The sequence below is a fragment of the Actinomadura chokoriensis genome (genome assembly GCF_039529475.1).
Taxonomy (GTDB): Bacteria; Actinomycetota; Actinomycetes; order Streptosporangiales; family Streptosporangiaceae; genus Spirillospora; species Spirillospora bangladeshensis.
The window spans coordinates 209,901-224,522 of sequence record NZ_BAAAMW010000010.1; the positions used below are offsets into that span (position 1 = coordinate 209,901).

Here is a 14,622-nt window from a genome sequence, read left to right on the forward strand (position 1 = left end):
GCACGTCACCGCGGCACGCCCGGTCCCACGCCTCCATTACGGGACAGCCTTTAGATCGCAGGGCGCGTTTCGCTCATGCACGTTGCCAGCGCGCTTGTCAGCCAACGCCCGATCCGAACAGGTATGCGCCGGCCCACGCCTGGCGGCCAACCCGGGCCCGCCCGATCATCGGACGAACTGCCGACTTCGGTTTCCAGCCCTGTTCGCAGGTCAGGTGGCCCTTGGTGGTCCGGCTACCGCTCGGGCCCCCAGCCCGTGATCGAGAGCGGCTCGTCCCTCAGTCGCTTGGCCTGTTCGGTGTCATGGGACGCAGTCGGCGGCGTACTGGCGGGGCTCATTTGATGGTCGTCCACCGATACGCTCCAGCCGATCAACCCGATGGTGTCGGTGCAGACCCCAGCTTCGCCCAGTCCAGCATCCAGATCCCAGCGCGCTGGAAACCGCAAGACAAACCGTCCACCGACTGCCGGTGCCCGCCCTCACCAGACACGCCAGCGGCTCTAACCTCCACCACTGGCCTGTCTGGTTAGCGCCGCCTACGGGTCTCCGCTGATCCTTTTATCCATTCACCGGACACCGCATTCGCCTTCGGACACGATAAGTCTCGCAACACCACGCCAGGTGGACGAAGAAGGTCCAAGCCGGCTGCGGCATGGACTAACGGACGCCCCGGGACGTCCGTCCGCGTCTGAGATTCAGAACCACCCCGCCTGAGCCTCGCCATGGGACGCAACGGGTGCCAGGCTTGATCACCTCTATCAAGCGCCATCATTTAGGCACGTGGCCAGCCGCCACATACCGGGTCGTCTGGCCCACGCTCAACGGCGTTAGTCGCCAGCGGCAACGCACAGCCGGCTTGCCAGCTGACCATCTACTTCTGCCCGATGAAACAGGCCTCGGCGTCGGATCTCCCCCTCGGGCAGCTCACCGTCACCAGAGCCTGGCTCCATGTCGCTTCAAACGTTCCCGCCCGAGATGGTCCGTAACACCGCATCGGGGCTTCTCAGTGATCGCACGATGCTCGTCGCGCATGTGGCGGGTGTCGTGATGTTGCACGCGCTCGTCCCCTGTCCGAGCTACCTGTGACTGTCCACCGCGCGGTGATGCTTTCAGCAGCGGTGAATAAATAGCGTTCTCAACGTGAGCACAGCACTCACCCAAAAAAATTTCGAGAACCAATTCTTTCGCCGGAGGAAACGATGATCCGCAACATCAAGAAGACCACTGTCGTCGCGATCTGCTGCGCCGTGGTCGGGGCGGGGCTCACCGGCTGCGACGATATCTCGGACACGGATGCATTCCCGTTCGACTCCCCGTCGCCCAGGAAGTCCGCCGCCGACTTCACCGGCGTGCAGAAGATCAAGGTCGGGGGTCAGTCGGTGAATGTGTCCTGCTCGGGTGATCTGGCGAAGAAGAAGCCTGTCATCGTCCTGCTTCCCGGGCTCGGCGACGGGCTGGACCAGATGGCCGCCATCCAGAAGACCCTGAGCGAGAAGAACCGGGTCTGCTCCTACGACCGGCTCGGCGAAGGCAAGAGCAGCAAGCCGGGCGGCCCGCAGACCTTGTCCGACACCGGGAAGGTCCTGACCACTGTGCTGGACAGCGTCGCCGACGACGGTCCGGTCGTCCTGGCCGGGCACTCGCTGGGCGGGATGATCGCCGCCAGGTACGCACCCGACCACGGGGACCGGGTCAAGGGACTGGTCCTGATGGACGCCACCTCGCCGACCTCGGTCGCCGACATGAAGAACGCGATCCCCCAGTCCGCGACCGGCCAGGCCACCCAGTTGCGCGCGCAGAGCCTCGCGGTGACGGAGGGGCAGAACCCGGAGAAGCTCATCATCCCCGATGGGGAGGTCCGTTCCGCCGGGAGCATCCCTGTGGAGGTGATCCAGCACGGGAAGCAGTACCTCGCGGCCGTCCCCGAGTACGGACCGGCCTTGGAGCGGACATGGGCCGCCGGCCAGCGCAAGTGGCTCGCGGTGTCCAGCCAGAGCAAGCTGAGCACGGCCAAGAACAGCGAGCACTACATCTACGCCGACCAGCCCGAAATCGCCGTCCAAGCCATCCAGCGCGTCACCACTCAGGCCACGAACGCCAAGTGACCGCCGCCTACCAGCCCGTCGCACCGCGCCCGACCGTGCCACCCACGGTCTCGGGCGCGGTCGACGTTTCCGCCCGAGCACACAATGCCAGCCCAGACCAAGCAGCGTCCGCCTCGGGCAACGAGACGGACTGACCACCAAGATCATTCTGCCCTTGAGAGACACCCGGACCACGAGCAACAGCTCAATGGACCGCAGCACGTCCATCCGGCCAGCAGCAGACGGATGGACCCCTGCTTGTGGGCATGCGACACGGGCTCAGACCGCCCAGCTCGCAGGGCCGTGCGGCCCTGCGAACTGCGAGCTTGTAACTCGAAGTGTGTAAAGATGATCTTGTGGTGGGTCTGGTTGTCTTTACTGGATGCGGCCTGGGTAGGCGTCGGCGAGTTCGTTGAGGGCTTCGCTCCACCCGTAGGTTTTCTGGCCTTCGATGAGGCGGGCGGGGTAGCCGGTGCGGGCGCCGTTCTGGGCGGCTCTGGCGGCGCGTTCGCGGGCGCGTTTGTCCTCGATGTTGACGATGGCCAGCCAGAGCAGCTTGACCACCGCCTCATCGGTGGGGAAGTGCCCGCGGGCCGTGCGGCCCTGCGAGCTGCGGGCATTTGGGCGTCATGGCGCGGCGCGGAGACTAGGCGGCCTGAGATGTCGGGGGCGGCCGACTGGCAGCGGTGTTCCATGTTGCTCTGGTGGTGAGGTCGTCGGTCCCGGGTGGGTGGAGGCGGTAGGTGTAGCGGTTGCCGTTGTGTTCTCGGGTGATGTGGATGTGGCGTGGGTTGGTGTGTTTGTAGCGGTTGTGCCAGCCGCAGGTGAGGGTGAGTTGGTCGATGTCGGTGGGGCTGTGGCCCAGGGCCCAGCCGTGGACGTGGTCGACTTCGCACAGGGTGCCGGGGATTTCGCAGCCGTGGACGGCACAGGTGGGGTAGAGGGTTTCCAGGACTTGGCGTTGGGCGGGGCTGGCGAACCGGACGCGGTGGCCGAGGTAGAGGGGCAGGTTCCCGCGCCCGAGCAGGAGGGGTGAGACTCCGGCGGCCAGGGCGATGCGGCGGGCGTGGGCGGCGGGGATGGGTGTTCCGTCGGTGAGGCGGGCGGGTGTGGTGCCGCCGGTGAGGGTGTCCAGGTCGCAGATGACGGTGACTTTGGTGGCCTTGTGCCCGCCCGACAGGACGCTGCTCAACGCTGCGGCGGTGCGTTCGGCCTGGTCGCGGTGGTCGTCGGTGCCGGCGGGTTTGGCGAGCGGGGCCAGGGTGCCGTCCCAGATGGCGGTGTCTTCGGCGTTCAGCCAGCCGCGGATGTAGCGGCCGCCGTCCAGGGAGCGGCTGGAGTCGATCCAGGACTGCTCGTAGCCGTGGCGGGCGTCGTGTGGGGGCGTGCCGGTGCCGTCGCGTTCGGCGATGATGTCGCGGATGCGGCGGCCGAAGGAGGCGACCTTCCCCGCCGAGCACCCCTGCTCGACCAACCCCAGCAGGATCTCTTGAGCGGCGGCGCAGTCGGTGTCGTCCAGGCGTGCGGCGGCGTCGGCGATGGTGGCGGCGTACCCGGTGGACAGCTCCCCGGCGGCCCACCGCCCGGCCACCTCGGTGAGGCGGCGGTGCTGCCGCGCCAGGGTGAGGCGCTCCTTCGCGCGCGCTTCGCGCATGCCCAGCCGGGACCGCAGCCAGGCGCGGGTGGAGGGGAACCCCCAGCGCTGCACTTCCCGGCCCCGGTCCACCACCTCGACCAGCCCCGCCAGCGCCGCCTCCTGCAGGTCACCCGCCGCGGCGAGGGCCTCGGCCAGTTCCATGCACGCCGCCGCGGACTCGGGCGGGGACCGGCGGGCGAGTTCAGCCGCGATCACCGAAGCGGCGTCCACCAATTCGGTGGTGGACGCCTCAGCAACGTCGATCCCGGCCACTTCCATGACCCCCATTTTACCCGCCCCGACCCACCATTGCATCGAATACCGGTTCGAATCTTTTGCCGTCTTCTCGCCGTGCACCGAAAGTGCAGCAAATGCTCTCAGGAATGGCATTTCGGGAAATTCCGGCACCGCCTGCCGGATGCCTCGGGGGCTGCGTGTCGGGGCTCGCCTTTGGTTCCAGTGCGGCGGCCGGCCCGTCCGTTGTTTGCCCTGCCGTACCGTCTGGCGGTTCGAGCCGACAGTCGCTCGAGCCGCGAGCCGCTCGGGCTGTCGGTGGGATCGGCTGTCGGCGGTTCGGGCGCTCGCTGGCACGGCCATGCGCTCGCTGGGACGGGCGCTCAGTGGGACGGGCGCTCAGTGGGACGGGCGCTCAGTGGGACGGACTGTCAGGGCTCTCGGGCACTCGCAGGGACGGGCGCTCAGTGGGAGGCGCGCTCAGCGCGACGGGCACTCGCAGGGACGCCCACTCGGAGGTACGGGCGCTCGCAGGGACGGGCACTCGGCGGGACGGACTGCCAGTGGCTCTCAAGCGCTCAGTGGGACACGCGCTCGGACGGCTGACAGTGTCGGGCAGCTGGCTGTGTCGAGCGGCTGACTGTGTCGGGCGGCTGGTCCAGGGGTGGTCGGGGACTCTTGGGCACCGCCCGCCGGGGAGCTGCCGGGCCCCAGGCCCCAGGTTTCGCCTTCGCCATAGGGTGCGGTCGCCGCATCCTTGTTGCCTTGCTGCGCTGGCCGGTCGAGCGTTCAGTCGGGTGGTTGGCTGCGTCGGGCGGCTGGTCCAGGGGTGGTCGGGGACTCTTGGGCACCGCCCGCCGGGGAACTGCTTGGCCCCGGAATGCGCCTTTGTCACAGGGGTGCGGTCGGCCCGTCCCTCGGTTGCCCTGTTGCGCTGGCCCGTCGAGTGTTTGGTCGGACGGTTCCCCTCTTTTTTGGGGGTGGTGGGGCAGTTTGTTGGGTCGTTGGGTGCGTGGTCAGCGGGAGGGCTGATCCCGGGGGCTGGTGGGTGTGTGGTGGGTCTTGGAGGGGTGGGGGCGGCGCGTCGGGCAGAGGGCAGGCGGAGCCTGCCCGACGAAAGCTGCACTCAGGGGCCGCAGAGGCTCCGAAGTCAAGGGTGGCCGAAGGCCATCGCGAAGCGACGCCGAAGGCGCCCTTGACTTTGGAGGGGCGGCCCCGTACGCAGCGCCGCCCCCACCACAATTCCACGGCATCACGAATAACGCTTGTTCATGCTCGATTCACCTTCCCGCCCGCTGGCCAACTGGCAACAAGGGGTGAGCCTGGCAGCAGCAACTAACAGGCCGTACTGCCGTCGGCTGCTGCATTCGCCAGGTCCACACTTCCCGGCCTTTCGGTCCGCTCTCAGCGGCGGGCGGTTACAGCGCCAGTAGCAGGGTCGAGCAGAAGACGTCCAGCCTTCGGCCGCTGAAAGTCGAACAAGTGCATCAGGCTTCCCGCTCGGCGGTCGAAGGAGGAGCGCCCGATGCGACCGGTGCGCCAGTTGTCCTCGATGAAGCGCAGGATGGACGCCTGTTCCACCGGATGGTGGTCTACGTAGTTCACCTTCGCGTAGGGCGAGATCACCAACAGCGGGAGGCGCTGGCTAGGCCCACAACGATCATCGCGTCCACCGGACACCTCGACACGGCGGCATGCAGGCTGGTCTTCGGATGCATCGTTCGAACCATTAGTAATATGAGGTCGGACGTGGTCGTACCAGCCATCCGAGTCATCGTAGGCGAGGATGACCGCCGTGGACTCCCACTCCGGCGACTTCTGAATCATATTGACAGTGGACGCGACGAATCGCTGCTCGTCCAGCGGGTCGGAGTAACCGGCATGGGCATCCTGGTAGGCCGGAGCCTTGAGGAACGACACGGCGGGCATATTGTGCGCCGCCAGAGCAGCGCCGAAGTCTTCCAGATCATACTGATGGTTCGCCTGGTCAGTACGGCCGATAGCGGACACCGATGACGGCGGCAGGTGTTTTTCGTTAGCCGTCGACTCGTAGTACTGGAACGGCTCGTGGTGCGGACTGTAGTCGATGACCTGATTCTGCCCGATATTGGCATGGGACGAACCGCAAACCCTGTAGCCATCCTTGGCGGCCGTTGGGCGGAATCCGCCCTGAAACCATCCCCAAGTAACGCTTTTCGCGTTGAGAAGGTCGCCTATGTTACGGCCGGTCATCACCGCGAGATTGTTGTCGGACGCGTGACCATTATCGGAGCAGTCATCGAACGCCGGATCGGGGTCGGTGATGACGGTCCCTATGCCTTTGGAGTCCGGCGACGCCACCACAGACGGATCTGCGACCTTGTCATGGGTTCGAGGATCGACCGCGTAGGCGCCATAGGTCTGCCCCGATACCAGGTTGAGTGCACCGGGAGTGGACGGCCCGAACACCGAGTCCCAGGAGTTGTCGCTCATCGCGTAGTGTTGCGCGTAGTTCCACATGGCGGTGACGGTGTTGCCGTCGAAGTAGTCCATGACCAGACCGGGCTCGCCGAAGAGGATGGGTTCTCCGGTGCACCTGCCGCGCTCGGTGAACTCGACGAACTTGTCCATGCGGCCGCCATTGACGGCTTTCTGCTCGGCGCCGTACCCGTGGTTCTGGTCGCAGGTGAGGGCCTGGGACGGGCCAAGGCGCTTCGGGTTGTACCGGTTCGGGTTGTCGTTCAGGAGCCTCTTCGTCAGACCATTGACACCCGGGGTGTGTGCGGCGGCGTGGAAGGGCGTCCCATCGGTATTGGCAGCCTTCGGATATGTACCGAAGTAGTGGTCGAACGAGACGTTCTCCCCGTAGATGACCACCAGATGCTCGATCGGCGTCCGCGGCGAAGCCCCAAGTGAGGCAGGCGCGACCCGGTCGGCCGTCCCGGAAGCGCAGGCAGCCGTCAATACCCCGATGACCACCACGGACATGGCCGATGCTGCGAACTTTCGCATGTTCTCCCCCTCTACTACGCGAGTAGAGCCCTGGCAAAGTGGTCCGAGGCATCAACGACACCCGGAAGTGTGAAGAAATAGCCACCGCCGAACGGAGATATGTAGTCGGTGAGCGGCTCGTCCAGCAGCCGCCGCTGGACGGCCTCGAACTGGCGGCGCGGGTCCTGTTGGAAACATGTGAAGAGCAGGCCCATGTCGAGGTTGCCGACCTCGTCCACACCACGGTCGTAGTTCCAGGAACGGCGCAGCACGCGGCTGTCCTCGGTCTCGCGGACGCGCGGATTCGCCCGCCGGATATGGCTCGTCAACGGTATGACGTCGCCGATCGGATCCATGGCGTAGCGCGGAACGTCCCGCTCACGGGTGCCGTCGAGCGGCGCGCCGGTCTCGCGGCTGCGGCCGAAGATCCGCTCCTGCTCGGCGAGACCGACTCGGTCCCAGAACTCCACGAGCATCCGGATGAGCCGGACGACCTGGTACGTTCCGCCCGCCGTCCAGCCGGGCTCGGACCCGTCCCGCGCGGCCCAGACGAGGCGGGCCATGTCCCCGCCATGCCCGACGTGGGGGTTGGCGATGCCGTCCTTGAAGCCCATGAGGTTCCGAGGCGTCCCGGACGGGCGCGGCCGGCTGACGAAGCCGTTCATCCGCCAGCGGATCTGCATCGCGCCGCGCGTGTACCGGCAGACGTCGCGCAGTGCGTGCAGGACGGTGTCCTCGTCGGGCGCGGCGAACTGCAACAGCAGATCGCCATGGCACCAGGCGGGATCGAGGTCATCGTTAGGGAACATCGGCATCGCCGCCAAGCGCGCGGGGCGCCGCGACGCCAGGCCGAACCGGTCGTCGAAGAGGGACGCGCCGACGCCCACGGTCACCGTGAGACGGCCCGCCGGTGCGTCCGGGCCGAGGATCCCGGAGTCGGGCGGCGGCCCGGCGATTCCCACCGGGGGCGGCGCGCCTCCGCTGGTCAGCGCACGGGCACGTTCGGTCAGCGTCCGCAACAGGGAGACAAGCTCAGCGCGCCGCTCAGCGATCACGTCGAACGCCACGATGATCGCGCGAGGCTGCGGCTCGTCCAGGATCCCCGCCTGGTGGACGCCGTGGAACCCGATCGACGAGCCCGGTGAGGCTGGTGAGTCTGGTGAGACCGGCGAAGCCGTCCCGGATGCCGTCGCGCCCCCGCCCGGCCCGCCCCGGACGACCGCCCCCGCGACGCCGGCAACCGCAGCCCCACGCAGAAACGCACGACGCCCCGGTCGACTCACACCTTCCACCCCCACACCCCACCCCCACTAGGAACTCACCCCGACAAACAAACGGCCCGTACCGACGTCCACTCCGTCTCGAAGTCCCCCCGCGCTCGACGTCCGCCCCGCACTCGACGTCCGCCCCACACTTGGCATACGCCCCACACTTGGCATACGCCCCACAGTTAGCGTCCACCCGACACTTGGCGTCCGCCCCGCACTTGGCGTCCGCTCTTCACGCCCGACGTCTGCCCCGCACTCGAGGGCCTTCGCCAGCTCGCGCCGATATTCGCTCCAGACGACAACCTCCCTCTTCTTACGGCACCCGACGCCTGGCCCATCGGCGACCTCGGCCTGCACTCGACGCCGTCCCCCAGGCAGGAGCCTTCGGGCCTTGACAGCACCTGTCCCGCACCCGACGGTGTTGGCCGCGTGGTAACCCCGGGCCACCCAAGGGCGTGTCCCGGCTCGGACGACCTCCGTCCCGCGCGACGAGTTTCCGTTCCCTGCCGGTGAGGTGCTCTCCGCGCTCAGCCGCCCTGCCAACGCCAGTGCTCATGGAGTTGATGGTCTTGTTCTGACCGCGGCGATCGTCGCGACCGATGACAGACGCTCGACGAGTTCGCCGACGGTGCCGTTCATGCGTTCGCGTTCCGCGGTGCTCAGCCGGTCCAACGGCGTCCACGCGCCGTGCCGATGTCGAGTCCGCAGCAACTGCGCCGTGCGGCCTAGCCAGGTGTCGATCTCGGCCAGGTCCATCCGGTCCTTGAGCAGCGGACGCAGCGGGCGGAGGACGGCACGGGTCCCATCGACGTTGGCGGCGGCGGTGGCGAGCATCGTCCCGCTGCCCTGGTCGGCCTTGCCCGTCAACTCGAACTGGAGCGTGTTCTCAAGGATCTCGTGTGCGCGTAACCCGAGGTCACCGGGGTCGATCTGTTCGCGCGGGAAGTCGTCCCGCAGAGACTTGACGTCAGCGGCGAGGCGGCCGGCGGGGGCGCGCAGGGACTCCGCCGACTCCCCGTGCCACAATCCGTACTCGACCCGGTGAAACCCGGTGAAATCGGCATCGTGGACGCCCTTCGGCAGTCCCGCCGGGCGACCATCGATCTTGTCGGCGAAGTCGCCGAACGTTCCGTAGGCGGCGCCGAGCCGCTCGTAGGCGAGATGTGCGGGTAGCCATGCCGCGCGTGCCGCGTCCAGGTCGCCCGACCGGACGGCGTCGCGCAGCTCGTTCGTGCTCTCCTCCAGGGTGCCGAGTCCGTGAGAAACGTAAGCACGGTAGGCGCGCAAGGCCGGATACAAGTCGTTGCGCGTGATCGGTCGGATGCCGGGTACTCCCCCGGCCGCGCCGGTCACGGCGATGGCCGGCCCCGTGATCGGCGAGGCGTCCTCTGGCCGACAGGTGACTCTGTACGTTCTGGCCGCGAGGCTCAGATGCAGCGGACGGGTCGTTCCCGGCCCCACGCCCTCCAGTTCTGCGAAGACCGCCCCGCCCGAGACGACGGTGACATCGACCGCTGAGGAGTCGCCGTTGTGGACGAGGATGGTCCCTGACCCCGTACGCCCCCGGGGCCAGCCTTGCCCGCAATGAGCCCGCCCCACCTGGACGGTCGCCGCGCCCGGCCCCGAATCCCCACTGCACCCCGATAACGCCGAGGCCGCAGTGATCAGGCACACCAGGACGCGGCGAGGTCTGCCCGTCATCCTGATCACCGCCCAGGTCGCCAGTCACCCTTGAAGCCGACGGCAGAGTAGAACACGCAGCGTTATTCTTCATCGACCCCTGGTTAGTCGGCGCGCCGCTGCACCAAGGCGTCCGCATAAACGACGGCACCATGGAGGACCACATTTACGTCATGGGGGCAACGCAGAATGACGTCAGCGCAGTGCGTTCCGCGGTGTAGGGCAGCACAACCCAAGCAGTGCAAATGCGGTGGCGTGTGGTGCGGAACATTGCAAACAGGGGCCGGCATGGAGGGCAGCGCACCCCTCAGGCGGCGCAGCGCAGCGCACCCTCAGGCGGCGCAGCGCAGCGGAGCGCACGCAGCGCCGCAACGCAGAGAAGCAGCCTGGCACGGTGCGGTGTATTGCCAACGCAACGCGGGCTGGGCTGCGGGTGCAGTTGCTGCTACATGCGGCGGTGAGGGGTGGTGGGACCGCCTCGCGTCGTTAACTCGGGTATGGCCGTGGGCGCCTTACTGACGGTTGTCAGAGGCGCTTGTCAGCGGAGAGACGGCCTGGGCAGGGTTCGCGCGGGTGGGATTAGCCGAAGCGGCCGGTGATGTAGTCCTCGGTGGCCTTTTGCTCGGGGTTCGCGAAGATCTTGCTGGTGTCATCGATTTCGATGAGCTTGCCCGGCTTGCCCGTGCCGGCGATGTTGAAGAAGGCGGTGCGGTCGCTGACGCGCGCCGCCTGCTGCATGTTGTGGGTGACGATCACGATCGTGTACTGGGTCTTCAGCTTGTCGATCAGGTCCTCGATCGCGAGGGTGGAGATGGGGTCGAGGGCGGAGCAGGGCTCGTCCATCAGCAGGACCTGGGGCTGGACGGCGATGGCGCGGGCGATGCAGAGGCGCTGCTGCTGGCCGCCGGAGAGGCCGGCGCCGGGCTTGCCCAGGCGGTCCTTGACCTCGTTCCACAGGTTGGCGCCGCGCAGGGACTCCTCGACGATCTCGTCCAGGCGGGACTTGCGCCGGACGCCGTTCAGCTTGAGCCCGGCGGCGACGTTGTCGTAGATCGACATGGTGGGGAACGGGTTAGGGCGCTGGAAGACCATGCCGACGACGCGGCGCACCGCGACGGGGTCGACGGACGAGTCGTACAGGTCCTCGTCGTCCAGCATGACCTTGCCCTCGACGCGGGCGCCCGGGATGACCTCGTGCATCCGGTTCAGCGTGCGCAGGAAGGTCGACTTGCCGCAGCCCGACGGCCCGATGAACGCGGTCACCGAGCGCGGCTCGATGGTCATCGAGATGTCCTCGATGGCGTGGACGCCGCCGTAGTAGGCGTGCAGCCCGGAGACGTCGATCCGCTTGGCCATGGTTGTCCTTTCTGAGGGTCAGCGGCTCGTGGGCGCGGTGCGCCGGGCGACGAGGCGGGCGACCAGGTTGAGCAGCATGATGATCCCGATCAGCACGAGCGCGCCGGTCCAGGCGCGGTCGATGGAGTGCTGGCTGGGGTCGGCGGCCTGCTCCCAGATGAAGGTGGGCAGGGACGCCTGCGGTCCGTTGAACGGGTCGTTGTTGATCGCCTTGGTGAAGAAGATCGTGAGCAGCAGCGGCGCGGTCTCGCCCATGACGCGGGCGACGGCGAGCATCACGCCGGTCACCATCCCGGTCATCGCGGTGGGCAGGACGACGAAGCAGACCGTCCGCCAGCGGGGGACGCCGAGCGCGTAGGACGCCTCGCGCAGGTCGTTCGGGACGAGCTTCAGCATCTCCTCCGCAGAGCGCACCACGGTCGGGATCATCAGGATCGTCAGCGACAGCGCCCCGGCGAACCCCGAGAAGTCGAACCCGAAGGTGAGCAGCCACAGCGCGAGCACGAACAGGCCGGCGACGATGGACGGGATGCCCGTCATCACGTCCACGGTGAAGCTGATGATCTTGCCGAGCCGCCCGTTGCCGGCGTACTCGACCAGGTAGATCGCGGTGAGGATGGACAGCGGGACGGCGATCGCGGTGGTGATCGCGACCTGCTCCAGGGTGCCGATGATGGCGTGGTAGGCGCCGCCGCCGGGGTCGCTGCCGCTGACCGCGTTCATCGAGAACTGGAAGAACGTGGGGTCGAGCCGCTTGGCGCCGTTGACGACGACCGTCCACAGCACCGACACCAGCGGGACGAGCGCGAGCGCGAACGCCAGATAGACCAGCCCCTGGACGAGCCGGTCCTTGAACCTGCGGGCGGGCGACACCGAGGTCAGGCTCCCGCCCTTGCGGGGCGCGCCCGTGCCGGTGGAAACGGTGGTCACGCGAACTCCTTCCGGCGCGCGACGACCGCGCGGGCGGCCATGTTGACGACCAGGGTGATCACGAACAGCACGAGTCCGGAGGCGATCAGCGCGCCGCGCCCGGTGACGGACGCCTCGGCGAAGCTGTTGGCGATGTTCGCGGCGAACGTCGCGCCGCCGTTCTCCAGGATGTGCCAGTTGATGCCGGGCACGAACGTCAGCACCATCGCGACGGCGATCGTCTCGCCCATCGCGCGGCCGAGGCCGAGCATCGAGGCGCCGATCATGCCGGACCGCCCGTACGGCAGCACCGCCATCCGGATCATCTCCCAGCGGGTCGCGCCGATCGCCAGCGCCGCCTCCACGTTGGCGCGCGGGACCTGCAGGAACACCTCCCGGGAGATGGACGAGATGATCGGCAGGATCATGATCGCCAGCACCACCGAGGCGGTGAAGATCGAGTTCTTGCCGGGGCTGTCGCCGCCGAACAGCGGGATCCAGCCGAGCGTGCCGTTGAGGAAGGCGCTGATCCCCTCCATGTGCTGGGAGAGGAACGCGAGCCCCCACAGCCCGTACACGATGCTGGGGACGGCGGCGAGCAGGTCGACGACGTAGCCGAGCCCGGACGCCAGCCGACGCGGCGAGTAGAAGGAGATGAACAGCGCGATCCCGATCGCGACCGGGGTGGCGATGAGCATCGCGAGCAGCGACGAGATCACCGTGCCGAACGCGAGCTGGGCGATGCCGAACTCCGGCGGCGTCGCGTTCGGGTTCCACGTCTCGCTGGTCAGGAAGTTCGCCTCGTTGTCCTGGAGGGCCGGGACCGCCTTCCACACGAGGAACGCGGCGATCGCGGCGACGATCGCCAGCACGGTGATGCCGGAGCCGCGCGCCGCGCCGGCGAAGACGCGGTCTCCGGCCCGTCCGGTGCCCATCGGCGCGATGGCGCGCTCCCGGGCGGCCGCGTGGGCCCCGACGCCGGTCTCGGTGGCCATGGGGGATCCTCCTTTGTTCGAACCCACTCCGGCCCCGACGCCGAGGTCGCCGGCGTCGGGGCTGGAGGTGCGGTCGCGTGCCGTCAGGGCAGGTCCTTCGGGTCGAGGCCTAGGACAGGGCCTTCACGGACGCCTGGACCTTGGTGAGCACGCTCTGCGGCAGCGGCGCGTACCCGAGGCCGGTCAGGATCTTCTGGCCGTCCGCGCTGGAGGTGTAGGTGAGGAAGGACTTGACGAACCCGGCCTGCTCGGCCGGCAGCCCCTTCTCGCAGGCGATCTCGTAGGTCACGAGGACGATCGGGTAGGCGCCCGGCTCCTTCGTCGCGTAGTCGATCTCCAGCGCGACGTCGTTGCCGGTGCCGGTGACCTTCGCCCCCGCGACGGCCTTGGACGCGCTCTCCGGCGACAGCTCGGTGTACTCGCCGGCGCCGTTCTTCACGTGCGCGGTCTGCAGCTTGTTGTTCGTCGCGTACGACATCTCCACGTAGGAGATCGAGCCCGCGGTGCTCTTCACCTGGCTGGTGACGCCGTCGGACTTGGCGGCGCCCTGGCCGGTGGAGTTCGGCCACTTCTTGGCCTTCTCCCACGTCCAGACGTCCGGCACGACGGTGTGCAGGTAGTTCGTGAAGTTGTCGGTGGTGCCGGACTCGTCCGAGCGGTAGACCGGCTTGATGTCGGACGACGGGAGCTTGGCGCCCTCGTTCTCCTTGGCGATCGCCGGGTCGTTCCACTTGGTGATCTTGCCGGAGAAGATCTTGGCGATGCTCTCGGGGGACAGCTTCAGCCCGTCCACGCCCTGCACGTTGTAGACGACCGCGACCGGGCCGACGACCATCGGCAGGTTCAGCGCGCTGCCGCCCTCGCAGCGCTTCTGCGCGGCGGCGGCCTCCTCGGGCTTCAGTGCCGAGTCCGAGCCGGCGAACGCGACCTGCCCGCTGGTGAACGCCTGGATCCCGGCGCCGGAGCCGCTCGGGTTGTAGTTCAGGTTGGCGCCCGCGCACTTGCTCGCGTAGAGCTTCGTCCACTCCTCGATCGCGTTCTTCTGCGCGCTCGACCCCGCCGCGTTGACGCTGGCCTTCGCGCAGTCGATGTCACCGGCCGGCGCGCTGCTCGAGCTCGCCGTCGTGTTGTTGTCGCTCCCGCAGGCGGACAGGGCCAGCGCGCCCGCGACGACCACACCGCCCAGGGCGGCCAGTCGGGAACCGTTCATCACCGGAGGGTCTCCTCTTAGTTTCGTCGGCCGGGTCCCCTCGTCGCGGTCTCGGCCGGACGTCGGTTCGCCGTCGAGTGCGACGCTAGGCAGGCGAGGTGACCAGCCGCCCCGCTCCAGGTGAACGGCAGATGAACGGAGCCGTGCACGACCACGAAGAATGCCCCGATTTGCCATGGACGCCGGGTTAACAGCGCAGCTCACGCAATCAAAAACCCGGTCGAGACAGGCTCAACCGGGTTTGAGAACGCCAGCACCAGGGCAGCGCGCCGCGGAGTCG

The 14,622-nt window shown here is 68.0% G+C and carries 9 protein-coding genes and 1 pseudogene; 1 reads left to right on the forward strand and 9 read right to left on the reverse strand.

Annotation, left to right across the window (positions count from 1 at the left end):
• Positions 1 to 1,199: 1,199 nt before the first annotated feature.
• A complete protein-coding gene (locus ABFX46_RS22785) occupies positions 1,200 to 2,105 on the forward strand; it encodes an alpha/beta fold hydrolase (protein ID WP_346044965.1) in 906 nt (301 codons plus the stop codon).
• Positions 2,106 to 2,459: 354 nt separating this feature from the next.
• Here ABFX46_RS22785 and ABFX46_RS22790 read toward each other — a convergent pair.
• From ABFX46_RS22790 to pstS, 9 genes and pseudogenes are all read right to left on the reverse strand, one after another.
• Positions 2,460 to 2,678 (reverse strand): annotated as a pseudogene (locus ABFX46_RS22790) (IS256 family transposase); the annotation flags it as partial.
• A gap of 52 nt (positions 2,679 to 2,730) precedes the next feature.
• Positions 2,731 to 3,999 carry an HNH endonuclease signature motif containing protein gene (locus ABFX46_RS22795; protein WP_346044966.1) on the reverse strand — a complete coding sequence of 423 codons (1,269 nt, stop codon included), beginning with the start codon at positions 3,997 to 3,999 and terminating at the stop codon, positions 2,731 to 2,733.
• Between the two features lie 1,359 nt (positions 4,000 to 5,358).
• On the reverse strand, positions 5,359 to 6,945 hold the full coding sequence (locus tag ABFX46_RS22800; RefSeq protein WP_346044967.1) for a phospholipase C: 1,587 nt from the start codon (positions 6,943 to 6,945) through the stop codon (positions 5,359 to 5,361).
• A gap of 14 nt (positions 6,946 to 6,959) precedes the next feature.
• Positions 6,960 to 8,222 (reverse strand): iron uptake transporter deferrochelatase/peroxidase subunit, encoded by a 1,263-nt coding sequence (gene efeB, locus ABFX46_RS22805; protein ID WP_346044969.1) that lies wholly within the window; start codon positions 8,220 to 8,222, stop codon positions 6,960 to 6,962.
• Positions 8,223 to 8,744: 522 nt separating this feature from the next.
• The gene (locus ABFX46_RS22810) at positions 8,745 to 9,545 is read right to left on the reverse strand and encodes an EfeM/EfeO family lipoprotein (protein ID WP_346044971.1); all 801 of its coding nucleotides are present in this window, start codon (positions 9,543 to 9,545) and stop codon (positions 8,745 to 8,747) included.
• 906 nt (positions 9,546 to 10,451) lie between these two features.
• Positions 10,452 to 11,228 (reverse strand): phosphate ABC transporter ATP-binding protein PstB, encoded by a 777-nt coding sequence (gene pstB / locus ABFX46_RS22815; protein ID WP_131943583.1) that lies wholly within the window; start codon positions 11,226 to 11,228, stop codon positions 10,452 to 10,454.
• Between the two features lie 18 nt (positions 11,229 to 11,246).
• Positions 11,247 to 12,158, reverse strand: coding sequence for a phosphate ABC transporter permease PstA (gene pstA / locus ABFX46_RS22820; RefSeq protein WP_346044972.1), 912 nt, complete (start codon positions 12,156 to 12,158; stop codon positions 11,247 to 11,249).
• Positions 12,155 to 13,132, reverse strand: coding sequence for a phosphate ABC transporter permease subunit PstC (gene pstC, locus ABFX46_RS22825; protein ID WP_346044974.1), 978 nt, complete (start codon positions 13,130 to 13,132; stop codon positions 12,155 to 12,157). The genes pstA and pstC overlap by 4 nt, the downstream gene beginning before the upstream one ends.
• A gap of 109 nt (positions 13,133 to 13,241) precedes the next feature.
• Entirely contained in the window at positions 13,242 to 14,342 is a 1,101-nt protein-coding gene (gene pstS, locus ABFX46_RS22830; RefSeq protein WP_346044975.1) for a phosphate ABC transporter substrate-binding protein PstS, read from the reverse strand.
• Positions 14,343 to 14,622: the final 280 nt, after the last annotated feature.